The organism is Devosia sp. ZW T5_3, from assembly GCF_044987315.1.
Taxonomy (GTDB): Bacteria; Pseudomonadota; Alphaproteobacteria; order Rhizobiales; family Devosiaceae; genus Devosia.
This window is the reverse complement of sequence record NZ_JBJDRE010000012.1, coordinates 44239-70506: the sequence shown is the minus strand read 5'-3', so window position 1 is coordinate 70506 and position 26268 is coordinate 44239. Positions and strand designations below refer to the sequence as shown.

The following is a 26268-nucleotide window of genomic DNA, read 5'->3' as shown; positions in this document are numbered from 1 at the left end:
TTGGTACTCACAATTTGCAGCACGTGTTGTAACAAAAAATCTCAGTCTTGGAATGGGTCAACGACAAGGATGGTGTCGGCGCGTTCCGGGCTCGTCGACAGCATGGCAACGGGGGCCCCGATCAGCTCTTCAATATAGCGCACATATTTGACCGCCTGGGCCGGCAATTCGGCCCAGCTGCGCGCACCGGCCGTGGTGCCCGACCATCCCTCCAGCGTCTCATAAATCGGGGTAACGCGCGCCTGTGCTCCCATTGAGGCAGGCAAGTAATCAATTCGTGATCCATCCAGCTCGTAGCCGACGCAGATCTTGATCTCCTTGAGCCCGTCGAGCACGTCGAGCTTGGTCAGCGCAATGCCGGTAATGCCCGAGGTCTTGACGGTCTGGCGCACCAGCACAGCATCGAACCACCCGCACCGGCGCGGCCGGCCGGTATTGACGCCCACTTCCTTGCCCACAACGGCCAGGTGACGGCCAATGTCGTCATCCAGCTCGCAGGGGAACGGGCCTTCTCCCACGCGGGTCGTATAGGCCTTGGTGATGCCTAGCACATAGCCGATGGCGGTGGGCCCGAGGCCCGAACCGGCCGCGGCTTGGCCCGCAACGGTGTTGGAGGAGGTCACGAACGGATAGGTGCCGTGATCATTGTCGAGCAAAGCGCCCTGCGCGCCCTCGAACAGGATGCGAGCGCCAGCCTTGCGCTTGTCGTCCAGCACCTGCCAGACGCGATCCATGAAGGGCAGGATTTCGGCGGCGACTGAAGCCAGCTCGTCGTAAATCTTCTGCGCTTCGATTTCGACCAGGCCCATGCCGCGGCGCAGCGCATTGTGGTGGCCGAGCAGGCGCTCGATCTTGGGCATCAGCGTTTCGGGTTCGCTGAGATCGATCAGGCGGATGGCGCGGCGGCCCACCTTGTCTTCATAGGCCGGACCGATACCGCGCTTGGTGGTGCCGATCTTGAGGCCCGAATTGGAATCTTCGCGAATCGCATCGAGCTCGCGATGCAGCGACAGAATGAGGGGCGCATTGTCGGCAATGCGCAGGATTTCGGGAGTGATCTTGACCCCCTGCCCGCGCAGCTTGGCCATCTCCGCTACGAAGTGATGGGGATCCACCACCACGCCATTGCCGATGACCGAAAGCTTGCCCTGTACGAGGCCCGAGGGCAGCAGCGCGAGCTTGTAGCTCACCCCATCGATGACCAGCGTGTGGCCAGCATTGTGGCCGCCATGATAGCGCACCACCACATCGGCGCGCTCGCTGAGCCAGTCCACGATCTTGCCTTTGCCCTCGTCGCCCCACTGCGAGCCGACGACAACCACATTCGCCATAAAAGTCTTCCTCAAGAGAGCGCAACCGGCGAGGGCCGGCGCGAGCTGCCACATCCATCCAACACTTGGACGTCTGTCCTCCGGGCCACCTTTGTCGAGTTTAAACGCGGCCGAATAACTGATAAGTCCGACTGTCCTTACATCACCCGGGCGACGATGACAAAGCCGCTAGACACCGAAAATCGCGGCATTTCCGCCCGGCTGCTCGATCAGCCCTATTTGCTGCTCATTCTGGCCCCTTTATTCTGGGGCGGCAATGTGGTTGCAGCCAAGCTGGTGGTGGGCGAAATCGACCCGTTTTTGCTGCTCGCGGCGCGCTGCCTGGGCGCGACTTTGTTCATCCTGCCGTTTTCCTGGGGATATTTACGGCAGGATTGGCCCGTCATCCGCCGCACCTGGCCCTTGCTGATGGCCTTTGGCGCGATCGGCTATGCGCTGTTCAATGTGCTGCTCTATGTCGGCCTGGGCACCACGACGGGCGTCAACGCCGCCATCGTGCAGGCGGCTTTGCCGATGATGATCCTCGCCGCCAATTTCGTCGTCTTCCGCGCCCGGGTGAAACCGCTGCAGATCGCCGGCGTCATCATCGCCATCATGGGTGTGATGCTGACCGCAACTCATGGCGATCTCGGGCGCATTGTTGGCCTCGACATCAATATTGGCGACGGCTTCGTGATCCTGGCTTGCCTAGCCTATACCGCCTATACACTGGCGCTCAAATACCGGCCCAATGTGCACATGATGAGCTTCATGGCGGTGGCCTTTTCCGGCGCTGCATTGACCGGGCTGGTCATGCTGCAGCTGTTCGGGGCCGGCCTCGCGTCCCTCGGCACCATCCCGCGGATGTCGCCGATGGTCTGGGCCGTCATCGCCTATGTGATGATCTTTCCATCCATGTTCAGCCAGGTGTTCTACGCCCGCGGCGTCGAACTGGTCGGGCCCAACCGCGCTGCGCCCAGCCACAACCTGATCCCGGTGTTCGGAGCCCTGGGCTCGGTGCTGGTGCTGGGCGAGCGGCTGGAGCTCTACCACTATCTGGCCGCCGCCATCATCGTCGGCGGCATCGTGCTGGCCGAATGGTCGGCGCGGCGGAAGGCTGTTTAGCTGGCCTCATAAAAAAGGCCGACGCTTGCGCGCCGGCCTCAGCATTCCAACACTCACAAAGACTAGAACTTCAGCGCTTTGGCCTGCTTGACGCCTTCCAGGGCGGCGATTTCGGCCAGTTGCGGTTCGGTCAGCGTGCCATCGATGGAAACCAGAGCAATGGCGTCCGACCCCACTTCGACCCGACCCAGGTTGAAATTGGCGATGTTGATGCCAAGCGTGCCCAGCAGCGTGCCCAGACGGCCGATATGGCCGGGCTTGTCCTCATTGGTCACATAGAGCATGGAGGGGCTGAGTTCGGCCTCCATATTGATGCCCTTGACCTGGATGATGCGCGGCTTGCCATTGGCGAAGACCGTGCCGGCGACGGCGCGTTCCTGCCGCTCGGTCAGCACCGTCAGGCGGATATAGTTCTCATAGGCGCCCTGCTGCTCGCGGGTGACCACTTCGACATTGACGCCACGATCCTTGGCCACCTGCGGCGCCGAAACCATGTTGACCTCGGCCAACAGGGGCTTGAGCACGCCATGCAGGGCCGCCGCCACCATGGGACGCGTATTCATGCCCGCAACACCGCCTTCAAACTCGATCTTGATGCCCTGGATCGCCGTTTCGGTCAGCTGCCCGGCAAACGAGCCCAGCACTTCGGCCAGCTTGATGAACGGGGTGAGGCGCGGGGCTTCCTCGGCCGAGATGGACGGGAAATTGAGCGCATTGGTGATTTCGCCGGTCATCAGATAAGCCGAAATCTGCTCGGCCACCTGCAACGCCACATTCTCCTGCGCCTCGGTGGTCGAGGCGCCCAGATGCGGCGTGCAGATCACATTGGGCAGCTCGAACAGCGGGTTGTTCTCGGCCGGTTCCTGCAGGAACACGTCGAGCGCCGCGCCGGCAACCTGACCGGATTTGAGCGCATCATAGAGCGCTGCCTCATCGACCAGACCGCCACGGGCGCAATTGATGATACGCACGCCCTTCTTGGTCTTGGCCAGGGCTTCGGCGCTGATGATATTGCGCGTCGCGTCGATCAGCGGGGTGTGCAGCGTGATGAAATCGGCCCGCGCCAGCAGCTCGTCCAGCTCGACCTTTTCGACGCCCATGGTCTGGGCGCGTTCCGGCGTCAGGAAGGGATCGAAGGCAATGACCTTCATCTTGAGGCCCTGCGCGCGGTCGGCCACGATCGAGCCGATATTGCCGGCTCCGATCAGGCCGAGTGTCTTGTTGGTGACTTCGACACCCATGAAGCGGTTCTTTTCCCACTTCGATGCGCGGGTCGAAGCATCAGCCTCGGGCAGTTGGCGGGCCAGCGCCATCATCATGGCAATGGCATGCTCGGCCGTGGTGATCGAATTGCCGAAAGGGGTATTCATCACGATGATCCCCTTCTTGGTGGCGGCGGGGATATCGACATTGTCGACGCCGATGCCGGCGCGGCCGATCACCTTGAGATTGGTGGCGGCAGCGATGATCTTTTCAGTGATCTTGGAGGCCGAACGAATGGCCAGGCCATCATATTGGCCGATGACTTCGAGCAGCTTGTCCTTGTCCTTGCCCAGATCGGGCAGGTAATCCACCTCGACGCCATTATCCTTGAAGATCTGGACGGCGGTGGGGCTGAGCTTGTCGGAAACGAGAACCTTGGGCATTTGGTAATCCCTGAGATTTGAAGAGTTTATAGTGGGATACCCCCTCCTGGCCTCCCCCTGATAGGGGCAGGGACAGCCCCGAGTTCGCGGCACTATCTCGCCTGACGCTCGATCGGCTCCTCCCCCTATCAGGGGGAGGTTGGGAGGGGGTATTGAGATCTAAGCGGCGACGCTCAGCGCAGCCTTTTCCTCGGCAAACGCAAAATCCAACCACGGCACGAGGGCCGCCAGATCAGACGCTTCCACCGTCGAGCCAGCCCAGATGCGCAGGCCCGAAGGAGCATCCTTATAGGCGCCGATATCATAGGCGACGCCCGCCTTGTCGAGCCGGGAGACGATGGCCTTGGCAAAGGCCGCCTGCTTGTCGGCATCGAGCGCGGTCACGACTAGGTCGACAATCGAGAAGCATACCGACGTGTTGGAGCGGTTAGCCGGGTTCTTGGCCAAAAAGTCCACCCAGGGAGTCACTGCGACCCAATCGGCCAGCACCTTGAAATTGGCATCGGCACGGGCTTGCATGGCCTTGAGGCCACCCAGCGATTTACCCCATTCCATGGCGTCGATCGCGTCCTCGATGCAGATCATCGATGGCGTATTGATCGTGGCCGCCTCGAACACTTCCTCAAGCAGCTTGCCGCCCTTGGTGAGGCGGAAAATCTTCGGCAGCGGGCGATCGGGCTTGAAGCTTTCGAGCCGTTCGACGGCGCGCGGCGACAGGATCAGCACGCCATGGGCGGCTTCCCCGCCTAGCGCCTTCTGCCAGGAGAAAGTCACCACATCGAGCTTGGCGAAATCCAGATTCTGCGCAAAGGCCGCCGACGTGGCGTCGCAAATGGTCAGGCCTTTGCGATCAGCAGCGATCCAGTCGCCGTTCTCGACGCGCACGCCGGAGGTCGTACCGTTCCAGGTGAACACCACGTCGCGATCGAAATCGACCTGGGTGAGATCGGGCAGCTCGCCATAACCGGCCTTGAGAATGCGTACATCCTCGAGCTTGAGCTGCTTGGAAACGTCAGTGACCCAGCCCTCGCCAAAGCTTTCCCAGGCCAGCATATCGACGCCGCGCGCGCCCAGCATCGACCACAGCGCCATTTCGACGGCACCCGTATCGGAAGCCGGCACGATGCCGATGCGGTAATCCGCCGGCACTTGCAGCAATTCGCGGGTGAGATCGATGGCGCGCTGAATGCGGGCCTTGCCGGGCTTGGAGCGGTGCGAACGACCGACCAGCGCGTTGGCCAGCGCTTCAACCGTCCAACCAGGACGCTTGGCACAGGGGCCCGACGAAAAATTCGGATTAGCCGGTTTTACCGCCGGCGCGGTCAGGGGCATTGCAGCCATCTTCAGCGACCCTCCCAGGTCTATGCGTCTTGCGTTAGGGCAAGATGTCCTGAGGCGGGGAATACGCCCGCAGGAGGGTGGCCGTCAATGAGTCTTTTTTTGCGGGCACAAATAGCGCCAGGCTTTGCCGGAGCATCGATCGCGGCGATTAACGTGTACTGCTTCAAGACTTCCTTGCGGAGCTTCGTTGGGATCTGGTGACATGGCAGAGACCGCATCTGCTTCAGTTGCTCCCGTAGCGGAATGGTGATCTTTCCGTAACCAGTTGGTTTTGACGCTTCCCGGCATGGCAGCCAGTGGAACCCGGCCATGTTGCCCACACTGCTGCATTGGCAAATGAACCTGCCGGCGGGCAATTACGCACTGGCATTTGAGCCCTCCGCCATCCGCCCCGTGGGTTCCAGCAATCCGTTTCCGATCCTGGAGCCCGCGGAGTCGGTGTCTCTGGGGATCGACCTCGAACTCCTGCACGGCGTTGCAGGTCAGGACTTGCTCACATTGGCCGAGAGTTAGGGAGGGCGATGAAACACGTCTGTCTCGAACTCGTTCGAGATGCGCCGCGCCAGCTCCGCGCGTCAGGCGGTCAGCATATCCCGCAACGTCGCGACTATCAGTTGATGGTCCTCGATATCGGGTAATCCACTGACGCCTACCGAACCCACAAAAGTCCCTGACGCGAGCATGAGCGGAACCCCGCCCCCGCTCGCGACATAGTCCGCTTCGGGCAGGCGAAACCTGGAGTTGAAATTATAGCCCTGCGCTTCGGCCTCAAGCCGCATCGACAATGAGCTGCGGTGGAAGCGGTGTGCTACGGCGCATTTGCGCCGTGTCCAGTCGAAATTGTCGATTGTTGCTCCGCTCAGCAAGGTGGCAAAAACCACGTCCGTTCCGTGCCGGACTTCGATGGCGACCGGCGCCTTTGCGTCCTGCGCCCGGGCGCGCAGGCGAGAACCCAGTTCCCAGGCAAAGTCATAGTTGAAGATTTTGAGTTGAAGCTGGTTCAACTCATCGGCCAGGTCGGTAACGGTCGAAATGCTCATTGTCGCTGCTGCCATTGTCAGAATTCACGTATCTGCAGATTGCGCCAGCGGCTCGCCGCATCATAGCCCCAGCGATCACCCCCCACGATGGGGTCATTGTCGTGCACTTCCAGGGCAATGCGGCCACGCCGGCCGAGCAAAGCGGCAACGCCCTTGCGGTCGAACAGGTCTGCCGGCAATGTGCTCGCATCCAGTTCGGCAATCTTGACGCCATTGATCGTGGTGCTGAGCACCGGCACTTCGCCCTTGATGGAAATGCGGAACTCGTTCCAATCGCCCCAATGCCAGGTCTTGAGGAAGTCCTCGCCTGATGCGGCATAGCTGAGAAGTGACCGCTTGAGAGGCGTCAGCGGCTCGATCGTTGTCGCCGGATCTTCCAGCTGTAGCCCGGTTGGCCGGCCTGCCGCATCCCGCGCCACGTCGAGAGCGAAATTGATGGCATGGAAGCCACCAATGCCATTGCCGTAGTAGCCGCCGATATTGCCTGATTTTCGGTGGTCCATCAGCACCTGGAAACCTTGCGAGCCGATATCGGTGGCGCGCAGCACCACACCGGTATCCGCAGGCCAATCGGGCTTGGCCTCGAACACCAGCTCATAGTCACCATAAACTTCGTCGCTGAGCAGATAGGCGCCCAATCCGCTGCCAGCGGGCTCCTGCCGGCCGCAGATTGCCCCCTCCTCCACCGTCCAACGACCGGTATGGGCCATGATGGCGGCCAATCGCTCGGGCGTCACATCCCATTGCGGCCCGCCCGGCTTGATCGAAGCCAGACGGCGCGGAACGGCATGCCAGCCGACGAGGGATTGACCATCGAAAATGCGTTTGAATTGACCTGGCATTGAACTGCTTTCTAGGCAATATGGGTGAGTTGACGGACCTGCGTAAGCAGGTCCAGAAAATCGGAAAGCCGCGTGGTTTTGGGTCCCCCAGCAAGATCCGCGGCCACAGATCGCCAAAACAGGCGCAACCCGCTTTCATAAACGCCGCGGGATTGGGTGAGCCCGTCGACATTGGCAAAATGAACCGTGGCGGGTCGCGCCGTGTCGTCAGGCGTCGCCAGCATTTCGAGCCGCTGGGCAATACCCATGACGTCCAGTTCCAAGCTGTCGTGGATAGCCTCCGACCGCCCGCTCCACACTAGTTCGACGCCTTTGCCGGCGCGCGCCGTCCCGCTATAGGCGGATCCGATTTGCGACAGCATTTTTACGCCGGCAAGCGGTCCAAGCAGAACCTGCAAAGCACTCAATTGCTCATACAAGCTCGCGGCCAGCGATTGCCGGCTGGCTATCGAACAGCGCACCAATGCCGGCTGCCCAACCATGTCGGCGTCGAGCCCGGCCATGAGCGGGAACAATCGTCCCACCGGCACGACCGGTACAGCAGCGCGCGTCAACTCCTCAATATCGTCCATCATCCACGGGTCGACTAGGACAAGCATGCGAGCAGCACTGGCAAGTCCGGTGGATATGCTTGCTGCATCAGGGCCGACAAGGGCAATGTCGGGTTGGCCATCCGGAACAGTTTGGAAGCTGGCCGGAAGACTGCCCAATATGGCCAGATGAGCTTCTGCCTGCTCGGGTGCACAAAAGACGCGGATCTGAAGCGGATTGTCCATCACGCGGCATCCAGTATCTGGTCGATGCCGTCAGCCAAATCGAGCGCAAAGGCCAGATCGGCAATGGCAGTATCGATGGGAATGGGCGATAGGGCCCCATTGCGCACCGTGTCATTCACGGCTTGCCACAACGCCTGGTAGCCATTCTGGGTAAAATGGAACACCTGGCTGCTGTCTGGTCCCTCCAGCTCGACCACGGCCGATCCCGCCATAACATAGGAGGGCGGCATGCTCGCTCGCAGGCGATGTGTTCGGCCGGTTGCTTCGAAAGTCCATTTTGCCGGCCACTGCCCCGGCATGAGCGCCGTCAGCTCCGTCGTGCAGCCATTGTGTTCGGCCAGCAGTGCATAGCCAAAGGGCGGCAGATAGCGGGCCAGCAGCAGGCGCCCCATCATGGGCTGGAAATCACGTATCAACGGCACATCGTGGACGGACAAACCCAGCATGGCGTTGCGCAGCATTAGCTTCCGGAACGCCACATCTGCGCTGGGCGCGCCACGCTCCATGGCCGGCACAGGCACCAATTCGGTGGCTCGATTGGTAAACTCGTCATTGCTCGGTAGGAAAATGGCATTGCGCACCTGTAGCGCCGTATCGCCACTCGCCTGCCAGGCCGCGAACGCCGCCCGATAGGCCGGGTCATAGGCATGCATGGTCCCGACAAAAATCGCCGTGCCGCTCGCGACCGAAGCCGCCTTGATCCGGGCGGCTTCGTCCTTGCTCACCGCCAGCGGTTTTTCGCACAGCACGGCCTTTTTGCCTGCCCGGCAGGCCGCGATGACCTGCTCGGTATGGAAGGCATTCGGGCTGCAAATGGCGACAACCTCGACTGCCGGATCGGCAAAGACCGGTTCCGCCTCGGTGGATGCTATGGCGCCATAGCGAGCCGCCACCGTCTCAGCCACGAGCGGATTGACGTCCATGACCCGGACGGTGCGGAACTGCCCTGGCAGGGTCGCGATGGCCGGCAGGTGAATGGCCTGGGTGACCGGGCCGCCACCTACAAAGCCGATGCCGATGGGCCGGCTCATGCTGCCCTCCGCGCATCAAGGCGCGGCTGCAGCCACTCAGCCGCAACCCGTGCACTTTCGGGCACGGTGGGCTGGTCGGCAATGTCCACCTCGACGATAAACCAGCCGTCGAACCCGGCCAGCGCCGCAAGCGCTGCTTCAAGATCAATGCTGCCACGGCCCGGCTCGGTCCAGATATGAGCGGCGCCGGCTGCATGATAGCCCTGCCCTTCGGCCTGGACACGCGCGGCGACGTCGCGCCGGTAATCCTTGATATGCACCGCCCCGACGCGGCCGACGTGGCGCGCGAGAAACGCGTTGAGATCGGCGCCGGCCCAGCTCAAATGCCCGGTATCGGGGCCAACCAGCAGAATGTCGCTGCCAATGCGGTCCAGCACGAACTCGGTCTCCTCGACCGTTTCGATCCGCGTGCCGACATGGGCATGCAGGCACGGCACGACGCCCTCCGCCGCCATGGCCTGCGCAACCTGTGCCAGACCATCGGCAATACGAGACAATCGCTGGCTGTCGGCACCCACGCCTTGGGCGGGCGTGTCGATGCGGCGTGGATCGGCACCGAATTGATCGGCAATGAAAATCCGGTCGAGGCCCAGCTGCGCGTGGTCAGCCGCCAGCCGCCGCGCCGTCTCGATCGTTGTGGCCAGGTTGTCCCGGTCATCGAACTGCGACTGGAAATAGCCCGGCGCAGGCACGAGGTGATGTTCGGCCAGCAGATCGAGATAGGCCTTAGGCGTGGTGCCCGCGGGGATGTCGGCGTGAATGCCATCATAGCCGGCCTCGCGCACAATGCTCAAAATCTGTGACAGCGGCGGCGCCAGTTCGGGCTGGAAGCCCTCGGCGGTCAACACGAAAGACAGGGGATTATAGGCCATGCGAGTGGTCATGAAATTTCTCTGGTAAACGCCATGGTGGAAATCTGCGGGGCGTGCCCGGGAGAAAGACACGCCCCACGATACGGCCCGCCGCCAAACGGCGGACCGATGGGGTCAGGCGATGCGTTTGCCGCTAGCCTGATCGAAGAGATGCACACTGCCCGCCATTGGCCGCACATGCAGCGTGTCGCCCGGCACGGCATCAATGCGGCTATGGAACAGAGCCAACAGATCATCCCCGCCGATCCGCAGGCTGACCTGGGTCTCCGAGCCCGTCGGCTCGACCACCACGACCTGTCCGGCAATGGCGCCCGGCGCTTCGGCGCCAACCAGCTCGAGATGCTCGGGGCGAACGCCCAGCACCAACGCCTGGTCGCCATGGGCCGCCAAATGCGGCACCTCGATCGCCGCGCCCGAACTGGTCGTGAACACACCGGCCGTCTCGACGGTGCCGGCGATCAGGTTCATCGATGGCGACCCGATGAACCCGGCGACGAACAGATTGGCTGGCTTGTCATAGAGATCGAGCGGCCTGCCGATCTGCTCGACCAGCCCGCCATGCATCACCACGATCCGGTCAGCCATGGTCATGGCCTCGATCTGGTCATGCGTTACATAGACGATGGTGGTGCCCAGCCGCTGGTGCAATTCCTTGATCTCGGCCCGCATCTGCACCCGCAGCTTGGCGTCGAGATTGGACAAGGGCTCGTCGAACAGAAACACTGCCGGATCGCGCACGATGGCGCGGCCCATGGCCACGCGCTGACGCTGACCGCCCGAAAGCTGCTTGGGGGTGCGATCCAGCAACTCGCCCAGTGCCAGGATATCGGCCGCCTTGCGCACGGCGGCATCGATTTCCGCCTTGGAACGACCCGCCAGCTTGAGCGAGAACCCCATGTTCTGGGCCACGCTCATATGCGGATAGAGCGCATAGGACTGGAACACCATGGCGATGTCGCGCGCCTTGGGTGGCAGATTGTTGACCACCCGGTCGCCGATCTTGATCGTGCCGCCAGTAATGGATTCCAGTCCCGCAATCATGCGTAGCAGGGTGGATTTTCCGCAGCCCGATGGACCGACCAGGATCAGAAATTCACCATCCTGGATCTCCACATCCACCCCATGCAAAACCGGCACGGCGCCATAATTCTTGGTAACGGACTGAACGCTCAGTGAAGCCATGTGACTACCCCTTCACGCCGCCGGCAATCGCGCCGTGCGTGATGAATTTCTGGACGAAGAGGAACAAGACCAGGGTTGGCAGCATGGTCAGCGTTGCCGCTGCCATCAGGCTCCCCCAATCGGTCGAGAATTGCTGCATGAACATCTGGATGCCCACCGGCAGGGTCATCGCCTCGGTAGTGCGCAGGAAGACACTGGCGATGAAGAATTCATTATAGGAAAACAGGAAGGCAAAGATCGAAACCGCCGCCAGTCCCGGCCCCGACAGGGGCAGTACGATCCTGACGAAAGCGCCGATATGGCTGCACCCGTCGATCAGCGCGGCTTCCTCCAGCTCGCGCGGAATGGTGTCGAAATAGCTGCGTGCCATCCAGGTGACGAAAGGCAGGTTCACCACCGCATAGACGATAATCACCGACATGGGCGTGTTGATCAGCCCAAGCGGGCGGAACAGCAGAAAAAGCGGAATGAGCGCCAGGATAATCGGGAACATCTGCACCGCGAACAGCGTCGATGAATAGGCATCCAGCAGTCCATTGCGGAAGCGCGATAGCGCATAGCCCGCCAGCACTGCCGCCGTGACGCTGAAAGCGGTGGCGCCCAGCGATACGATCAGGGAATTCCTCAGATAGGTGAAAAACGGCGTATTTGTCAGCGACTGGTAGTTGCTCAGCGAGAACTGCTGGGGAATGAGACTGCGTGAGGCCAGAATCTGTTCGGTGGTCTGGAACGAATTGAGCGCCATCAGGATGATTGGAAGGTTCACCAGCAGGCAGATGACGATCATCAAGCCCGTCAGGCCCCAACGCTGCATATGTGTGGAATTGTCCATGACCTCAGCTCCTCCGCTGCCAACGAAGCAGGAAGAACACCAGCGTCATCAGCACGAAGAGGGTGATGAAGGACGTTGCAGAGCCCATGCCGACGTCGTTGCGTGCAAAGGTGAAGCGATAGGCAAGCACCACCAGATTCTCGGTGGCATTGGCCGGTCCACCCTGTGCCAGGAGCCAGGGGGTGTCGAAATCATTGACCGTCCAGATTGTCATCAACAGGCAGAGCACGATCGAGATATTCTTGATCTGCGGCAGCGTGACGTTCCAGAAGGATTGCCAGCGCGTCGCCCCATCGATGGCCGCGGCCTCGTAAAGACTGCGATCGATGCTTTGCAGTGCCGCCAGCAGCGACAGCATCATGAAAGGAAAGCTGCGCCAGATCTTGATCAGGATCACCACGATCACGGCCCAGGTACTGTCGGACAGGAAATAAATCGGACTGCCGCCGAACAGCTTGATGATCTGGTTGAAAAGCGCTCCTTCGTCGGCAATCATCCAGCGCCACGACACGATCGACACCAGCGATGGCACAATCCATGGCAGTAGCAGCAGCACGCGGAAAACGCCCCGTCCCGGCATGTCCTTCTGCAACAGCAGGGCCAGGCCCAACCCCAGCAGATAACAGCCGACGATGTTGCAGACCGCGAATATCGCGCTGAACCGCAGCGAGTGATAGAAGGCCGGCGAGCTGAGCAGCTTGGTGTAATTGTCGATGCCCACCCATTTGCCCGCCTTCATCAGCGAACCATCCGTGAAGCTGAAGAACAGCCCTTGAATCATGGGATAGGCGACGACCACCACCAGCAACAGGATCGAGGGCGCCAGCAAAATGGCCGGCGTGACGAATTCGGGCGCCGCCAGCTGCCTGGCGCGGGTGCGCCAGGCCGGGGCTTCGGATGTATTGAGGACAATGCTCATCAGTCTGCCATGATCTCTTCGAGGTGAGCCTGGGCGGCGGCGAGATTGTCCGCCAGCGGCTGGCCCTGCCAGATCGACTGGCTCAGCGCCCGCAGGAAGCCGTCGCCATCGATCTCATTGAGCTGTGGGAAAGTACCGCCAACAGCGGCCGACATCGGCTTGGCGATCGGCATCACGCTGTCGATGACGTATTTGACGTTGGGATTGCCCTGGAAATGCGCATCGGCGGCGATCGACTTGCGGGCCGGCAGGTTGCCCGCATGTCCCTCGGTCCACAGCGTCAGCGCGTTGTCGCTCCACCATTTGAGGAAGGCCATGGTTTCGGCCGGATGCTCGGTCTGGTTATAGACCATTAGGTTGTTGACCCAGTTGATCGTGCCGATATCCCCGTGCGGCCCCTCGAGTGGCGGCACGATGCCGATCTGCGGCTTGGCATCGCCAGACTGGTCCGGCAGTAGGGGTCCGCCGAGGACAAAGGCCGCTTCGCCACGGAAGAAGGCGCCGCGCGCATCGTCCCCCACGTAGCCGGCGCTGGCCGGATTGACCGAGCCATCCGCGACCAGGTCCGACAGATATTGCAGCGCCTCGGTGCTGCGCTCGCCGTTCAGAGCCGGCTTGCCCTCGGCATCGAACAGCCCGCCGCCATTGTTGATCGCGCTGAACAGCACCCAGTGCACGCCCATCGAGTCGCCCGCGGTCACCAGCCCATACTTGCCGTCGCCGGTCAGTGTCTTGGCGGCATCGCGGAATTCCTGCCAGTTTGTCGGCACGGCCACCCCGGCGGCCTCGAGCAGGTCCTTGCGGTAGAACAGCACGCGGATATCGACGCCCCAGGGCAGGCCGACATAGTGGTCGTCATAGCGCAGCGCCTCCAGCGTGCCCGGCGCAAAATCATTGGGGTCGAGTTGGGCCACGACCTCATCCACCGGCAGAATGGCGCCCTGGTCATAGAGCTGCACGGCCTGGAAGCCGGCGCCGGTGGACAGGTCCGGCGCGCTGCCCGAAGCGATCGCGGTGACGAAGGTCTCGTACCAATTGGTCCATGGCACCGACCGGTATACGACCTGCACGTCTGGGTGCTCGGCATTGTAGCGGTCGACCAGCGCCTGCGCGGCCACGGGATATTCCGTGCCGGCCCAGTTCATATCCCAGAAATCGAGCGTCACCGGCTGCGCCATGGCATGTGGTAGGCTCAGGCCCAGCGCGGTTGCGGCAAGGGCCAGCTTGGCTGCAAGGCGTCGCGTGTATTGGGTTCTGCTCATGGATAGATGCCCCTCCCTGGGCAAGTCATATCGGTCGCGCTCCGGGCGTCCGGGCGCTGTTCCTGCTGCGATTATGCGTGAAGGGCCGGCGTGCTCTGCCTGCCTCCTCCATAGCCTCCTGCCGCCACGGCGAGACTTGCCCATGTGGCTGCGTCCCCGCCCTCACCGCCCCTAAAAACACGGGATCTCTTTATGATGACGTCAACATGTTCACGTCATCATATTGCCAACGGTTTGGCAAGAGGGCATTTGTGAGTAATGAAAAACCAGAAATGGACAGCTTATGAAGCCGAATAAGGCCACTATGGCGGATGTCGCCGAGCGCGCCGGGGTATCAGCGGCAACGGTGGCTCGGGTCATCTACAAAAATGGCTATGTGAAAGACGAAACGCGCCAGGTCGTCGAAGCCGCCGTTAAATTGACCGGCTACCGCCCAAACATGGTGGCCCGGGGTCTGCGCACCAGCCGCAGTTTCACCCTGGGCATGGTGGTCAGCGAGTCTAATCTCAACACGTTCGCCGCAGCAGTTGCCCACGTCATCCAGATCGAGGCGCTGAAATCGGGCTACACCGTATTCACCCTCAACAATCACTCCGACCCCGCCATGGAAGCCCGCGGCATGCAGCGCTTCCTCGATCACCATGTCGATGCGATCATCTTCTGCACAGCCATCGATCCGGCCAATGTCCGCCTTGGCCATCGTAGCGGCGTCCCCACCGTGCAGGTCGAGCGACTGGTCGCGCAGGTCGGAGGCCTGGTTGGCGTTGACCCTGCTGATGGCATGCGCCAGACCATCGACCATCTGTTTGATCTCGGCCACCGCAAGTTCGCCTATATCGGTGGCGATGTGGATTCCAGCCGGATGGAAAGCTCGTTAGGCGAAGCCATCGAAGCCACGCGCGAGCGGGTATTTATCGACAATCTGGCGCGCTACGACATTCATGTGCCACCGGCCTATATCCGCCGCGGCCCTTATTATCAGAGCCATGGGGCCGGCCGGCAAACGGGGTACCGTTTGATGAAGGACATCCTGTCGCTCACGCCCCGGCCGACCGCGGTGGTCTGCGGCTCGGACCTGCTGGCCGCTGCGGCACTGCAAGCCATCGCCGAGGCTGGCCTGACGGTGCCAACCGACCTCTCCATCACCGGCTACGACGACACCCTTGCCGACATCCTCACCCCGGCCCTTTCCAGCATTGCCCAGCCGATTGGGGAACTCGGCCGCCTGGCCGTGGAAATAGCGCTTGCGGCAATAAACGACCCCGCCGCCCCGCTGCCAAAAGTTACGGTGCCAACGCGATTGGTTTTACGCGACTCAACAGGTCCGGCTCGCTTGTAACCTCAAAAACTGAATGTCGATTTCTCTGCAGCCGATGCGGGCGGTCATTGCATAGGTTTATTGGGAAGCCCGCCGGCGGCTGATGGTCAGGCTGATCACGACGGCGCATGTCGTACTGACGCTGATGATCAATGCCATCGGCATAGGCGTACCATTGGCCAGCAAACCGATCAGGGCAGAGCCAACCATGCCCCCGCCATATTGGGCAAACCCCAGCAGAGCCGAGGCCGAGCCCGTTCCCTGCTCGACGCTGGAGAGGCCACCGGCAATGGCATTGGCACCGATAAGGCCATTCATGCCGATATAGGCAAAGAGCGCGATGGAGAACCCGATCCAGCCGCCCCAGCCTGTCGACGCCACGAGCAAAATGAGAAGTCCCGCCACTGCGGCAATTGAGGTTCCGATAAACAACATGCGGATGCTCCCAAACCTGCCGACGAGCCGCAAGTTCACCGCGTTGGAGAGCATGATGCCGCCAATGCCGGAAGCAAAGATCAGGCCGTAGGCCTGCGGCGAAAGTGAGAAATACTCAATGAAGACGAAGGACGATCCGGCGACATAGGCGAATACGCCGGCACCAAAACAGCCAAGGATCATCGCGTGCGCCATCAGCTTCGCGTTCTTGAAGAGCGGCCCATAGGCTAGGAATGCCTGCGCCAGATTGCACTCGCCACGCATGGACCTGGGCAGAGATTCGGCCGTCCTTGCCAGCCCGATCAGCGTCACCCCGCCTACCCCAACCAGAACCCAGAAAATGGACTGCCAGGATGACAAGGCGAGGATTTGTGCCCCCACCGACGGGCCGATCATGGGGGCAATTCCCATGATCAACATTAGCGTCGAGAGCATGCGTGCAGCCTCATCCCTGTGGAACAGGTCCCGCACCATGGCGCGGCCGAGAACCACCGCAGCACTCGCACCAAGGGCCTGCACGATGCGCGCGGCGATCAATTGGGTCGCATCCGTTGATAAGGCACAGCCGGCAGCGCCAACAACGAAGATGGCAATCCCCAACATAAGCGGAACCTTGCGCCCGAAGCGGTCGCTGACCGGCCCCCAAAAAAGCTGGCCGAGCGCAAATCCCATCAGATAACCCGAAACCGTGAGTTCGAGCTGCCCCTGGCTCGCGCCAAGCTGCGCGCCCATGCTGGGCATGGCCGGCAGGTATAGATCTGTTGAAATCGAGGCAAAGCCGAGCAGCAGGCTGAGCAATATTGTCAGCCAGATACCTCGATAGTTTTCGGCACCGGCACTTGGTGAGGAGATAGTCATGGGGTCGCCTTGTGCATATCCGCGACCAGATCGAGCTGGTCCGCAGAAGCTGCCTGCTGGGAGACTATATTAATGAGGTTGGCCATTCGATTTAGACCCGCAGCAGCGTCTTGATGGCGCGGCGTTCGTCCATGGCCTCGTAGCCCTCGGCAACATCGGCCAATGGGATTTGCAGGTCGAACACCTTGCCGGGATTGATCTTGCGGGTGAGCACGAGGTCCATCAGATGCGGCAGGAAACGACGCACCGGCGCCGGGCCGCCCAGCATGCCCACCTGGGTGAAGAACAGGTTTTGACCATCGAAGGTCACGCCATGAGGCACGCCGACATAACCGATCATCGAGCCCGGACGGGCAACCTGCAGCGCCTGATTCATGGATTGCTGAGTGCCGACGCATTCAAGGACTGAATCTGCACCGATACGGTTGGTCATCTGCTTGATCTTGGCGATGCCGTCCTCACCACGCTCGGCGACAATGTCGGTGGCGCCATATTCAAGAGCGAGGTCCTGGCGGCTCTTATGGCGGCTCATGGCAATGATGCGGCCGGCCCCCATCTGCTCGCAGCCAGCACGCCCATCAGCCCCACCGCGCCATCGCCAACCACGACCACGGTCGAACCGGCCTGAACGCGCGCGGCGTCGGCCGCATACCAGCCCGTGCCGAGCACGTCGGACACGGCCAAAAGGCTCGGTATCAGGTCATCGGCCGGATGCTCGTCCGTGGCCACCAGCGTGCCGTCAGCGAGCGGCACGCGGGCAAATTGCGCCTGGGCGCCGGTCATGAATTCGCGCTGTTCGCAAGATGAGTGGAAGCCGTGGGCGCAGTGGGGACAGGTATTGTCGGACAGCACAAATGAGCCAACCACGAACTGGCCTGGCTTGACGGTTTTTACTTCGCTGCCGACGTCGACCACGACGCCGCAATATTCATGGCCCATATGCATGGGCGCGGTGATTTCGTTGGCGCCACGATAGGGCCAGAGATCAGAGCCGCACACGCAAGTGGCCGACAGCTTGATGATCGCGTCGGTCGGCTTGAGGATGGTGGGCTCGGGCAATTCCTCGTACCGGACATCGCCCGGTGCGTACATAATGGTTCCGAACATGAGTTTTTCCTTGGTGTTGTGGATCCGCTTCTAAACAAGGCCAACGCTGCCTATACGACGTCTCGGCATTGCCGGACTGAAGGTCAGATGTGACTGACTCCCAGGCTTTCTCCGACGTGCAAGTCAGGCGTGGTGGCGAGCGCCGCGATCAGTGCCGACAAGCCATTCAGCGTTACATCGTGTCCGATAAAGGGTTCTCCCTTCTTGGTGAGACGATAGCTTGCTGAGGGCTGCCGATTGAACCAGCCGGGCCGCAGAATGGTGTAGTCCAGACCGGATTCCTGGATGATGGCTGCGGAGTCACGGTAGGGATCAAGCGCGCTGCGATAGGTCTCGCCGGGCACTTCGCCATAGATGCCCATGGAACTGATAAAGATCAGCCGCTTGAGACCCGTTTCCCGCATAGCGTCGACAATGGCATGGGCCTGTCGTGCCATGTCACCGGCGAGATTGGCATAGACCACGTCCTGCCCCTGCATGGCGGCCTTGAGTGTGGGCGCGTCAAGGACATCCCCTTCGACGATCCGAACCCGCGCCGAGTCTGGGTTGGCCAGTCGGCTGGCACGGCGCAGGAACAAAGTGAGTTCCGCGCCAGCCTTGAGCAATACGGGCGTCGTGTGCCGCGCGACCTGGCCGTTGGCGCCCAGCACGAGCACTTTTGGCGCCGAGCCCGCGCTCATCGGTCGATCCGCGCCTGGTTGGCAGCCGAATATCGATCCCCCTTGATCTCGATACCGCCGACCGCCTGTTCGATTGCAGCTAGGTCGCCGGCCGTCAACTCGACGGCAGCGGCGCCGATATTTTCCTCGAGACGGTGCAGCTTGGTGGTGCCGGGAATGGGCGCGACCCACGGCTTTTGCGCCAGAACCCAGGACAGGGCGAGTTGCGCCGGGGTGATCTGCTTCTCGGCCGCGATGCGCCTCACGGTATCCACCAGGACCTGGTTGGCAACCCGGTTTTCGGGGTCGAAGCGTGGCACGGAATTGCGGAAGTCCTTTTCCGCCAGCTTTGTATTGCTATCGATCGTGCCGGTCAGGAAGCCTTTGCCCAATGGGCTGAAGGGGACGAAGCCAATACCGAGTTCTTCGAGCACGGGCAGGATTTGCTCCTCCGGCTCGCGCCATATCAGCGAATACTCGCTTTGTAGCGCCGTGACCGGCAACACGGCATGGGCACGGCGAATATTGGCGACACCGGCTTCGGACATGCCGAAATGCTTCACCTTGCCCTCGGCGACCAGATCCTTGACCGTGCCGGCAACGTCTTCGATCGGCGTATTTCGATCCACACGGTGTTGATACAGCAGGTCGATATGATCCGTGCGCAGGCGCTTCAACGAACCTTCCACAGCCTTGCGGATGCGTTCTGGGCGGCTGTCGGGGACGCCACTGCCCTCAATGTCGAAGCCGAACTTGGTGGCGATCACGACCTGATCGCGAATGGGTTCCAGGGCCTCGCCAACCACTTCCTCGTTTTTGTAGGGACCGTAAACTTCGGCGGTGTCAAAGAAGGTGATGCCGCGTTCGAAGGCGCCGCGGATCAGCTTGACGCCGGCCGGCGTCTCCATGGGCACACCATAGGACTGGCTGATGCCCATGCAACCGAGGCCGATTGCCGAAACTTCAAGGCTGCTATGACCGAGGTGCCGCATTTTCATGTCGTGTCTCCTCAAGCTTCGGGGATGGGCCGGCTGAAATTGTCGAGGGTGATGAAGTCGGGCTCTGGCCCACCGCGAACGCCGGTCTCCAACCCGTCGATCGCCGCCAACTCGTCGGGCGTCAGCTCGAAGTCGAAGACGTCGAGATTTTCCGCGATGCGCGCGGGCTTGACGGATTTCGGGATCACCGAGCGGTCGTGCTGCAGCCCCCAGCGCAGCATGACTTGCGCGGCCGATTTGCCATGGGCCTGGGCGATGGCGAGGATGACCGGATCCTCAAGTGAGCTCTTGCCGCTGCCACGATAGAAGGTGATGCCGCCAATGGGTGACCAGGCCTGGGTCAGGATGCCGTGCCGCTGATGCAGGCGCTGCAGGTCGGCCTGCTGAAAATAGGGATGAACTTCGATCTGGTTGACTGCGGGGACAATGTCCGTTTCCGCCAGCAGGCGCTCGATGTGCTGGGGCATGAAATTGCTGACACCGATCGCACGAACCTTCCCGTCGGCCAGAAGCGTCTCCAGGGCGCGATACGCCTCCAGGGTCTTGTCGAATGCGGAGGGCAGCGCCTGGTGCAGGATCAGCAGGTCGAGTTGCTCGACACCCAGTTTCTTCGCGCTCTTTTCGAACCCGTGCAGGGTTTCGTCAAAGCCGTAATCATTGATCCAGATTTTAGTCTCGATGAAGATTTGGTCGCGCGGGATGCCCGAGCGACGGATGCCTTCGCCCACTTCACGCTCATTGCCATAGGCGGCGGCGGTGTCGATATGGCGATAACCAACGCGCAGCGCCTCGACGACCGCCCCGGTGGTTTCGTCCGGCGGCGTCTGGAACACACCCAGACCGAGGGCCGGCATCAGCACGCCGTTGTTGAGTTGTAGATTTGATACCGATGTCATGAGCGGTAATCCTTCACGGTGTTATTCGCATGCGCCGCATAGTGCGCGTCGCTGACCTGCTCGAGCCAATCGACCGCCTTGCCGTCGAGCGATTCCTGGATGGCGATATGGGTCATGGCTGTCTCGGCGCTGGCGCCATGCCAGTGCTTTTCCCCGGGCCCGAAGCGCGCCACATCACCGGGCAGCACAGTTTCGGGCGGGCCGTTCTGTTGTTGCACCAGGCCGCGGCCCGCCGTGATGATCAGCGTCTGTCCAAGCGGATGGGTATGCCAGGTTGTACGGGCGTCGGGTTCGAAGGTGACGATATTGCCTGCCATGGCACTGGGCGCCTCCACCCCATAGAGTGGATCGATCCGAACGGTGCCGGTGAACCATTCCGCAGGCCTTTTGCCGGAAGGCTGCGAACCCGCACGTTGAATTTTCATCACAGCTCTCCCCTGTTGCAAGCACAAGGTAGGCCTGTTCCACTCATGTGATTAGTGGGGCCACCCTGCTAGAGCCTATGAATGAGATTCATGATAGATGGCATCCATGAACCGCGAGAACGTTGCCGACCTCATAGCCTTCATCACCATCGCGCAGGAGCGCAGCTTCACGCGCGCCGCGGCACGCCTTGGCGTTTCCCAGTCAGCACTCAGCCATGCCCTTAGCCGGTTGGAAAAGCGGCTGGGCGTCAGGTTATTGACGCGCAGTACGAGGAGTGTGTCTCCGACAGACGCAGGCGAACGGCTGCTGGCCACGGTCGAGCCCCGGTTTCAGGAAGTTGATACCGCGCTCGAGCAAGTCAGTGAATTCCGCGACAAGCCCGCTGGTACGATCCGGTTGACCGCTGGCGAACACGCCGTCAATGCGGTGCTCTGGCCACGATTGCAGGATTTCACCAGGGATTATCCCGACATCCAGTTGGAGATTATCGCCGAGAACGGCTTCGTGGACATTGTTGCCCAGCGTTACGACGCGGGCGTTCGTCTGGGCGAACAACTCGCCAAAGACATGATCGCCGTGCGGATAGGACCGGATTGGCGCATGGCCGTCGTGGGCTCACCAGGCTATTTCGAAGGCCGGCAACGCCCGTTGACGCCGCAGGATTTGACCGACCACGTCTGCATCAATCTGCGCCTGCCAACCTATGGCGGCCATTATGCCTGGGAGTTCGAGCAGGACGGTCGCCGTCTCAATGTGCGCGTCGAAGGCCAACTGGCCTTCGGCAACAGCACCCATATTCTGTCCGCGGCTCTTTTCGGGGCCGGATTGGCCTGCATTCCCGAAGACATAGTTCAGCATCATGTCGAAGCCGGCCGACTAATCCGCGTGCTGGAAGGCTGGATGCCAACTTTCGATGGCTATCATCTCTATTATCCCAGCCGGCGGCAGACGTCTCCGGCGTTCTCCAGGCTAATCGAGGCCTTGCGCTACCGGCACCACTGACCACATTTGCTGGCCGCCCGCGGGGCAGACGTCTGCGATAGCGCCTGCCCCATCGGTATTGCGAACAGATAGTCTCCATCTGCGATGGAACAGATAGTCTCCATCTGCGATTGCCTGCGCTTCGGATCTGGCCCGATGACATTGACCTCGGCAAACGCCACCTGGAACTGCTGAAGCTCGTCGTCCCTGATGGCGACGGGTTCAGTATGCGGCGCTTGTTTCCGAGATGAGCGTCAACCAATGGGATCGCAGGGGGAATCAAGCGCAGCATGGTGGAGGCAACGGGGAGGCGGGACCGGCATTGGTGCGGCGGTCGCGCAGCGAACGTTGCTCAATGGATAGTAAAGTATCTCGACGCGCAGGACGTCACACCTCTTGCTCCTGCATTCGGATCACTCCTTGCGCCGCGAAGTTAATTCGCACCTTTTTGCCTAAGGCCATTCTAGGATTTCAATGGATCGTCCCTTACAGTTCAAAGGGTTAGCCCCATCCATTCTAGAATTGTGATGTAGCGCACAAGGGCGGTTGGGGGGCGTGCGCACTATGGATCTCACGCCCGCAAGCCGCGGCTAAGGGTCCGGTGTTCCGCAAACGATCACCTGTACTCCGCTCTGGCGCAGGCTCTCTTCGTTCTTTTGCTCGAGCGGCATCAGGTCGGTCACGAAAGCGGTGAATTCGGAAAATGGCGCCACCCGCACCGCAGCGGTACCGGACCACTTGCTGACATCGGCAACGAGGTAGCGGGTTCTTGAATTCTGCAGAATCGCGTTGGTGATCTGGGATTCTTCGTAGCTGAAGTCGAGCGCTCCGCTGGTGGGGTGCAAACCGCCAGTGCCCACCACGGCGTGCGTGGCGTGGAACTTTTCGAAATAGCGAATGGTGTCAGCTCCGACCAAATCTCGATCGTTCGCCCGCCAAACCCCGCCGGCCAGATGCAGCTCGATGCCTTCGACGTCGCCCAGGGTCAGCGCGACATCCACATTGTTGGTGACGACGGTAAGGCCTGAATGCCCCCGCAGCGCCTCGGCCGTAAAACGCACGGTGGTGCCGATTCCCATAAAAACGGTGGAGCCATCAGGAATGTCTTGGGCAACGCGGGCCGCAATGAGCCGCTTGGCTCCACCGTGCAGGCTGGCGCGAGCATTGATGGAGGTGTTTTGCGGCAGGACGGGCAAATCGACGCCACCATGCAGGCGCCGGGCCAGACCCAGTTCGCACAGTAGGTTGATATCGCGCCTTATGCTTTGCGTGGTGAGCCCGTATTCGCGCGCCAGCCGGTCGATCTGCTGGGCTCCGCGCGCACCGATGCGCACCAGGATGTCGTTCTGTCGGTCCGAAAGCCGGGGGTCGTTCATTGACCAGGACCTGCAACAATCCCGCGCGGATGGCGCGCTCTCGGATGCTGCGCCGTCACGGCGCGACCACAAAGGCGATGTGGTGCTTGAACTCGCTCAGTGGTCTGAGGCCGGCGATCGGTCATCTTGCATGTCCCCTGGTGACGCCCAGCGTTCAATCGGTGCGGCGGCCGGTTTCCTGGTTGAAGGGATGCAGGTCCGCCGTGCTGACGTAAAGAGCTGTTTCGGCGCCTTCGGTTACAGCCGTGCGGGCCGGTACGGCCGCGACGATAAGCTGCCCGTTGCCGTCGAGCCGCATATGCAGGTGGCTCTCGCCGCCGATCGGCTCGTAGAGCTCGACCGTGGCGTTCAGCGTGATGTGCGGACCCTCAGGTGGCGCCAGCTGGATCGTATCAGGACGGATGCCGACGAGGTCGGTACCGTCGGGTAGCTCCAGGGCGCCCTTGTCCCGCAGATAGGCGACATCGATCAGGTTCATCGGCGGTGAGCCGATGAAGCCAGCGACGAATAGTGTAGCGGGGCGTTCGTAGAGCGCCAGCGGCTTGCCCACTTGTTCGATGCGTCCGCCATTCATCACCACCAGCCGGTCGGCCAGGGTCATGGCTTCGAGCTGGTCGTGGGTGACATAGACGCTGGTCGTGGCCAGGTTCCGCTGCAGGCGCTTGATCTCGATCCGCATCTGCCCGCGCAGCTTGGCGTCCAGGTTGCTCAGCGGCTCGTCGAACAGGAACGCCTTCGGCTGGCGCACGATGGCGCGGCCCATGGCGACGCGCTGGCGCTGGCCGCCCGACAATTGCCGCGGGCGCCGGTCGAGGAAGGGCTCGATCTCGAGAATCCGCGCGGCTTCGGTGACGCGCCGGTCGATCTCGTCGCGCGGCGTGCCGCGGTTCTTCAGCCCGTATTCGAGATTGCCGCGCACCGTCATATGCGGATAGAGCGCGTAATTCTGGAACACCATGGCGATGTCCCGCTCCGCCGGTTCCTTGGCGTTGACCACGGTGCCATCGATGGAAATCGTGCCCTCGGTGATGGCCTCGAGACCGGCAATCATGCGCAGCAGGGTGGATTTGCCGCAGCCGGACGGGCCCACCAGCACCACCAGTTCGCCATCGGGTATGGCGAGGTCGAGGCTGTGGATGGCCGTGACGTTGCCGGCATAGACTTTCTTGACGCCTGATATGTCGATGCTTGCCATGGTGTTTATTTCTCGGTTTCGACCAGGCCTTTGACGAACAGGCGCTGCATCAGGATGACGACGAGGACGGGTGGCAGCATGGCCAGCATTACGGCCGCCATGACGAAGTTCCATTGCGGTTCGGCATCGGCGGTGGCCGCCAGCCGTTTGATGCCCATGACGATGGTGTAGTAGCGGCTGTCGGTGGTGACCAGCAGCGGCCATAGATATTGCACCCAGCCATAGATGAAGAGGATCACGAACAAGGCTGCGATATTGGTCCGGCTCAGCGGCAGCAGGATATCGCGGAAGAACTTGATCGGGCCGGCTCCGTCCACCCGGGCGGCTTCCATCAGTTCGTCCGGCACCGTCAGGAAAAACTGGCGGAACAGGAAGGTCGCGGTGGCCGAGGCGATCAGCGGGATGATCAGGCCGGGATAGGAATTGAGCATTCCCAGGTCCGACACCACCTTGAAGGTGGGGATGATGCGCACCTCGACCGGCAGCATCAGCGTGATGAAGATGATCCAGAACGCCAGCAGTCGGAACGGAAACTTGAAGAAGACGATGGCATAGGCGGAAAGGATCGAGATGACGATTTTGCCCACGGCGATGGAGATGGCCATCACCAGCGAATTGAGCAGCATGATCGAGAGCGGCGGTGCACCGGCGCTCGAAATGCCCTCGGTGAGCATGAAGCGGTAATTCTCGATCATGTGCGGGCCGGGCAGCAGGGGCACCAGCCCCCGCATGAAATCGCCGCTGCCATGGGTGGAGGCGATGAAGGCGATGTAGACCGGAAACACCACGATGACGACGCCGATAATCAGCACCAGGTGGGTCAGGAAAGCCAGGAAAGGTCGGTTTTCGATCATATTGGCCGCTCCCTAATACTGAATGCGCCGCTCGACATAGCGGAACTGGATTGCGGTAAGGGCGATGACGATGATCATCAGCACCACTGACTGGGCCGACGACGAACCGATGTTGAGGCCGAGAAAACCGTCGGTATAGACCTTGTAGACCAGCGTGTTCGTGGCTTGGGCGGGCCCACCTTGGGTCGTGGCGTCGATAATGCCGAACGTATCGAACATGGCGTAGTTGATATTGACGATCAGCAGGAAAAAGGTGGTCGGCGCCAGGAGCGGGAAGACGATGGTCCAGAACCGCTTGAACGGACCGGCGCCATCGATGGCGGCCGCCTCGATCAGCGATTGCGGCACCGATTGCAGTCCGGCCACAAAAAACAGGAAATTGTACGAAATCTGCTTCCAGCTGGCCGCGATGATGACGAGGATCATCGCGTCGACACCATCGACGCGGTGGTTCCAGCTGATGCCGACGGCGCGCAGCATGTAGGGCGCGATGCCGATGGTGGGATTGAACATGAACCACCACAGGATACCGACCACGACGGGCGCCACGGCGTAGGGCCACACCAGCATGGTGGTGTAGAGCCTGTTGGTGCGCAGAACCCGGTTCACCGCGACGGCGAGGATCAGCGACAGCGACATCGACAGTGCCGTCACGCTCACGGCAAAGATCGCGGTCTTGCCAACCGAGCTCAGATAGAGCGGATCGACGAATAGGCGGCGATAATTCTCGAACCACACGAAAGTGGTCTTGAAGCCAAACGGATCCTCGCGTTCGAACGAGGATTTGACGGCCTGCAGGGCGGGCCAGATGAAAAAGGCCAGGGTTACGGCCAGCTGCGGGACAAGCAGCACATAGGGCAGAATCTTGTTGGGGAAGGTGGTTCGCTTGGCCTGCATGCTCCGCCTCGTTCTATGCCGCTCCGGCGCAGCAGTGCTGTCGCCCGGATGCGGCCTGTGCTGGCGCTCCACCCTCGTGGGAGGGTGGAG

General features: G+C 61.5%; 25 protein-coding genes and 1 pseudogene. 4 read left to right on the top strand and 22 right to left on the bottom strand.

All coding sequences use genetic code 11. From position 1 onward, the window contains the following. Positions 1–41 precede the first annotated feature (41 nt). Positions 42–1331 carry an adenylosuccinate synthase gene (locus ACI3KW_RS15620; protein ID WP_113120118.1) on the bottom strand — a complete coding sequence of 430 codons (1290 nt, stop codon included), beginning with the start codon at positions 1329–1331 and terminating at the stop codon, positions 42–44. Between the two features lie 156 nt (positions 1332–1487). Between ACI3KW_RS15620 and ACI3KW_RS15615 the strand changes: the two genes are divergently transcribed. Then, positions 1488–2435, top strand: coding sequence for a DMT family transporter (locus ACI3KW_RS15615; RefSeq protein ID WP_404848826.1), 948 nt, complete (start codon positions 1488–1490; stop codon positions 2433–2435). A gap of 62 nt (positions 2436–2497) precedes the next feature. Here the strand turns inward: ACI3KW_RS15615 and serA are convergent, their stop codons facing one another. Together serA and ACI3KW_RS15605 are read right to left on the bottom strand one after the other, a co-directional pair. Further along, positions 2498–4081: a phosphoglycerate dehydrogenase gene (gene serA, locus ACI3KW_RS15610; protein WP_262165946.1), complete on the bottom strand. Its 1584-nt coding sequence runs from the start codon at positions 4079–4081 to the stop codon at positions 2498–2500. A gap of 159 nt (positions 4082–4240) precedes the next feature. Then, positions 4241–5413 (bottom strand): phosphoserine transaminase, encoded by a 1173-nt coding sequence (locus tag ACI3KW_RS15605; RefSeq protein ID WP_404848908.1) that lies wholly within the window; start codon positions 5411–5413, stop codon positions 4241–4243. A 318-nt stretch (positions 5414–5731) separates the two neighbouring features. On the opposite strand from ACI3KW_RS15605, the gene ACI3KW_RS15600 reads away from it, so the two are divergent. Next, positions 5732–5935: a hypothetical protein gene (locus ACI3KW_RS15600; RefSeq protein ID WP_404848825.1), complete on the top strand. Its 204-nt coding sequence runs from the start codon at positions 5732–5734 to the stop codon at positions 5933–5935. Positions 5936–5997: 62 nt separating this feature from the next. On the opposite strand, the gene ACI3KW_RS15595 is transcribed toward ACI3KW_RS15600, so the two are convergent. The 9 genes from ACI3KW_RS15595 to ACI3KW_RS15555 form a co-directional block, all read right to left on the bottom strand. Then, complete coding sequence (locus tag ACI3KW_RS15595) at positions 5998–6462, bottom strand: heme-degrading domain-containing protein (RefSeq protein ID WP_404848824.1); 465 nt, start codon at positions 6460–6462, stop codon at positions 5998–6000. 17 nt (positions 6463–6479) lie between these two features. Beyond that, complete coding sequence (locus tag ACI3KW_RS15590) at positions 6480–7304, bottom strand: DUF1080 domain-containing protein (protein WP_404848823.1); 825 nt, start codon at positions 7302–7304, stop codon at positions 6480–6482. Between the two features lie 11 nt (positions 7305–7315). Then, positions 7316–8080, bottom strand: coding sequence for a hypothetical protein (locus ACI3KW_RS15585; protein ID WP_404848821.1), 765 nt, complete (start codon positions 8078–8080; stop codon positions 7316–7318). After that, positions 8080–9111 (bottom strand): Gfo/Idh/MocA family oxidoreductase, encoded by a 1032-nt coding sequence (locus tag ACI3KW_RS15580; protein WP_404848820.1) that lies wholly within the window; start codon positions 9109–9111, stop codon positions 8080–8082. Before ACI3KW_RS15580 ends, ACI3KW_RS15585 begins: the two co-directional genes overlap by 1 nt. Continuing rightward, positions 9108–9995, bottom strand: coding sequence for a sugar phosphate isomerase/epimerase family protein (locus ACI3KW_RS15575; protein ID WP_404848819.1), 888 nt, complete (start codon positions 9993–9995; stop codon positions 9108–9110). Before ACI3KW_RS15575 ends, ACI3KW_RS15580 begins: the two co-directional genes overlap by 4 nt. 102 nt (positions 9996–10097) lie before the next feature. After that, the gene (locus ACI3KW_RS15570; protein WP_404848818.1) at positions 10098–11165 is read right to left on the bottom strand and encodes an ABC transporter ATP-binding protein; all 1068 of its coding nucleotides are present in this window, start codon (positions 11163–11165) and stop codon (positions 10098–10100) included. Positions 11166–11169: 4 nt separating this feature from the next. After that, complete coding sequence (locus tag ACI3KW_RS15565; RefSeq protein WP_404848817.1) at positions 11170–11997, bottom strand: carbohydrate ABC transporter permease; 828 nt, start codon at positions 11995–11997, stop codon at positions 11170–11172. Between the two features lie 4 nt (positions 11998–12001). Next, positions 12002–12916 carry a carbohydrate ABC transporter permease gene (locus tag ACI3KW_RS15560; protein WP_404848816.1) on the bottom strand — a complete coding sequence of 305 codons (915 nt, stop codon included), beginning with the start codon at positions 12914–12916 and terminating at the stop codon, positions 12002–12004. Further along, positions 12916–14178 (bottom strand): ABC transporter substrate-binding protein, encoded by a 1263-nt coding sequence (locus ACI3KW_RS15555; RefSeq protein WP_404848815.1) that lies wholly within the window; start codon positions 14176–14178, stop codon positions 12916–12918. Before ACI3KW_RS15555 ends, ACI3KW_RS15560 begins: the two co-directional genes overlap by 1 nt. Positions 14179–14461: 283 nt before the next feature. Here ACI3KW_RS15555 and ACI3KW_RS15550 point away from each other — a divergent pair, with 283 nt between their 5' ends. Continuing rightward, positions 14462–15517 carry a LacI family DNA-binding transcriptional regulator gene (locus ACI3KW_RS15550; protein ID WP_262171858.1) on the top strand — a complete coding sequence of 352 codons (1056 nt, stop codon included), beginning with the start codon at positions 14462–14464 and terminating at the stop codon, positions 15515–15517. Between the two features lie 57 nt (positions 15518–15574). On the opposite strand, the gene ACI3KW_RS15545 is transcribed toward ACI3KW_RS15550, so the two are convergent. From ACI3KW_RS15545 to ACI3KW_RS15520, 6 genes and pseudogenes are all read right to left on the bottom strand, one after another. Continuing rightward, a complete protein-coding gene (locus ACI3KW_RS15545) occupies positions 15575–16789 on the bottom strand; it encodes a multidrug effflux MFS transporter (RefSeq protein WP_404848814.1) in 1215 nt (404 codons plus the stop codon). Between the two features lie 91 nt (positions 16790–16880). Then, positions 16881–17896: pseudogene (locus ACI3KW_RS15540) on the bottom strand (zinc-dependent alcohol dehydrogenase family protein). A gap of 83 nt (positions 17897–17979) precedes the next feature. Then, on the bottom strand, positions 17980–18576 hold the full coding sequence (locus ACI3KW_RS15535) for an NAD(P)H-binding protein (protein ID WP_404848813.1): 597 nt from the start codon (positions 18574–18576) through the stop codon (positions 17980–17982). Next, positions 18573–19553 carry an aldo/keto reductase gene (locus ACI3KW_RS15530; RefSeq protein ID WP_404848812.1) on the bottom strand — a complete coding sequence of 327 codons (981 nt, stop codon included), beginning with the start codon at positions 19551–19553 and terminating at the stop codon, positions 18573–18575. Before ACI3KW_RS15530 ends, ACI3KW_RS15535 begins: the two co-directional genes overlap by 4 nt. An 11-nt stretch (positions 19554–19564) precedes the next feature. Then, positions 19565–20449 (bottom strand): aldo/keto reductase, encoded by an 885-nt coding sequence (locus ACI3KW_RS15525; RefSeq protein WP_404848811.1) that lies wholly within the window; start codon positions 20447–20449, stop codon positions 19565–19567. Next, the gene (locus ACI3KW_RS15520) at positions 20446–20874 is read right to left on the bottom strand and encodes a cupin domain-containing protein (RefSeq protein WP_404848810.1); all 429 of its coding nucleotides are present in this window, start codon (positions 20872–20874) and stop codon (positions 20446–20448) included. Before ACI3KW_RS15520 ends, ACI3KW_RS15525 begins: the two co-directional genes overlap by 4 nt. A 106-nt stretch (positions 20875–20980) precedes the next feature. Here ACI3KW_RS15520 and ACI3KW_RS15515 point away from each other — a divergent pair, with 106 nt between their 5' ends. Beyond that, positions 20981–21877, top strand: coding sequence for a LysR family transcriptional regulator (locus ACI3KW_RS15515; protein WP_404848809.1), 897 nt, complete (start codon positions 20981–20983; stop codon positions 21875–21877). 569 nt (positions 21878–22446) lie between these two features. Here the strand turns inward: ACI3KW_RS15515 and ACI3KW_RS15510 are convergent. The 4 genes from ACI3KW_RS15510 to ugpA form a co-directional block, all read right to left on the bottom strand. Beyond that, positions 22447–23232 (bottom strand): DeoR/GlpR family DNA-binding transcription regulator, encoded by a 786-nt coding sequence (locus ACI3KW_RS15510; protein WP_404848808.1) that lies wholly within the window; start codon positions 23230–23232, stop codon positions 22447–22449. Positions 23233–23386: 154 nt separating this feature from the next. Beyond that, the gene (locus tag ACI3KW_RS15505) at positions 23387–24427 is read right to left on the bottom strand and encodes a sn-glycerol-3-phosphate import ATP-binding protein UgpC (protein WP_404848807.1); all 1041 of its coding nucleotides are present in this window, start codon (positions 24425–24427) and stop codon (positions 23387–23389) included. 5 nt (positions 24428–24432) lie between these two features. Further along, the gene (ugpE, locus tag ACI3KW_RS15500) at positions 24433–25281 is read right to left on the bottom strand and encodes a sn-glycerol-3-phosphate ABC transporter permease UgpE (RefSeq protein ID WP_113120925.1); all 849 of its coding nucleotides are present in this window, start codon (positions 25279–25281) and stop codon (positions 24433–24435) included. A gap of 12 nt (positions 25282–25293) precedes the next feature. After that, positions 25294–26178: a sn-glycerol-3-phosphate ABC transporter permease UgpA gene (ugpA, locus tag ACI3KW_RS15495; protein ID WP_404848806.1), complete on the bottom strand. Its 885-nt coding sequence runs from the start codon at positions 26176–26178 to the stop codon at positions 25294–25296. Positions 26179–26268 lie beyond the last annotated feature (90 nt).

Bases quoted from the DNA above. Each gene is read 5' to 3' on its own strand.
- ACI3KW_RS15565 (WP_404848817.1), bottom strand. From the start codon at position 11,997: ATGGACAATTCCACACATATGCAGCGTTGGGGCCTGACGGGCTTGATG.
- ACI3KW_RS15520 (WP_404848810.1), bottom strand. From the start codon at position 20,874: ATGAAAATTCAACGTGCGGGTTCGCAGCCTTCCGGCAAAAGGCCTGCG.
- ACI3KW_RS15570 (WP_404848818.1), bottom strand. From the start codon at position 11,165: ATGGCTTCACTGAGCGTTCAGTCCGTTACCAAGAATTATGGCGCCGTG.
- ACI3KW_RS15510 (WP_404848808.1), bottom strand. From the start codon at position 23,232: ATGAACGACCCCCGGCTTTCGGACCGACAGAACGACATCCTGGTGCGC.
- ACI3KW_RS15530 (WP_404848812.1), bottom strand. From the start codon at position 19,553: ATGAAAATGCGGCACCTCGGTCATAGCAGCCTTGAAGTTTCGGCAATC.
- ACI3KW_RS15560 (WP_404848816.1), bottom strand. From the start codon at position 12,916: ATGAGCATTGTCCTCAATACATCCGAAGCCCCGGCCTGGCGCACCCGC.
- serA (WP_262165946.1), bottom strand. From the start codon at position 4,081: ATGCCCAAGGTTCTCGTTTCCGACAAGCTCAGCCCCACCGCCGTCCAG.
- ugpA (WP_404848806.1), bottom strand. From the start codon at position 26,178: ATGCAGGCCAAGCGAACCACCTTCCCCAACAAGATTCTGCCCTATGTG.
- ACI3KW_RS15605 (WP_404848908.1), bottom strand. From the start codon at position 5,413: ATGCCCCTGACCGCGCCGGCGGTAAAACCGGCTAATCCGAATTTTTCG.
- ACI3KW_RS15590 (WP_404848823.1), bottom strand. From the start codon at position 7,304: ATGCCAGGTCAATTCAAACGCATTTTCGATGGTCAATCCCTCGTCGGC.
- ACI3KW_RS15535 (WP_404848813.1), bottom strand. From the start codon at position 18,576: ATGAGCGCGGGCTCGGCGCCAAAAGTGCTCGTGCTGGGCGCCAACGGC.
- ACI3KW_RS15585 (WP_404848821.1), bottom strand. From the start codon at position 8,080: ATGGACAATCCGCTTCAGATCCGCGTCTTTTGTGCACCCGAGCAGGCA.
- ACI3KW_RS15515 (WP_404848809.1), top strand. From the start codon at position 20,981: ATGAACCGCGAGAACGTTGCCGACCTCATAGCCTTCATCACCATCGCG.
- ACI3KW_RS15550 (WP_262171858.1), top strand. From the start codon at position 14,462: ATGAAGCCGAATAAGGCCACTATGGCGGATGTCGCCGAGCGCGCCGGG.
- ACI3KW_RS15580 (WP_404848820.1), bottom strand. From the start codon at position 9,111: ATGAGCCGGCCCATCGGCATCGGCTTTGTAGGTGGCGGCCCGGTCACC.
- ACI3KW_RS15555 (WP_404848815.1), bottom strand. From the start codon at position 14,178: ATGAGCAGAACCCAATACACGCGACGCCTTGCAGCCAAGCTGGCCCTT.
- ACI3KW_RS15595 (WP_404848824.1), bottom strand. From the start codon at position 6,462: ATGAGCATTTCGACCGTTACCGACCTGGCCGATGAGTTGAACCAGCTT.
- ACI3KW_RS15600 (WP_404848825.1), top strand. From the start codon at position 5,732: ATGTTGCCCACACTGCTGCATTGGCAAATGAACCTGCCGGCGGGCAAT.
- ACI3KW_RS15575 (WP_404848819.1), bottom strand. From the start codon at position 9,995: ATGACCACTCGCATGGCCTATAATCCCCTGTCTTTCGTGTTGACCGCC.
- ACI3KW_RS15545 (WP_404848814.1), bottom strand. From the start codon at position 16,789: ATGACTATCTCCTCACCAAGTGCCGGTGCCGAAAACTATCGAGGTATC.
- ACI3KW_RS15505 (WP_404848807.1), bottom strand. From the start codon at position 24,427: ATGGCAAGCATCGACATATCAGGCGTCAAGAAAGTCTATGCCGGCAAC.
- ACI3KW_RS15620 (WP_113120118.1), bottom strand. From the start codon at position 1,331: ATGGCGAATGTGGTTGTCGTCGGCTCGCAGTGGGGCGACGAGGGCAAA.
- ACI3KW_RS15615 (WP_404848826.1), top strand. From the start codon at position 1,488: ATGACAAAGCCGCTAGACACCGAAAATCGCGGCATTTCCGCCCGGCTG.
- ACI3KW_RS15525 (WP_404848811.1), bottom strand. From the start codon at position 20,449: ATGACATCGGTATCAAATCTACAACTCAACAACGGCGTGCTGATGCCG.
- ugpE (WP_113120925.1), bottom strand. From the start codon at position 25,281: ATGATCGAAAACCGACCTTTCCTGGCTTTCCTGACCCACCTGGTGCTG.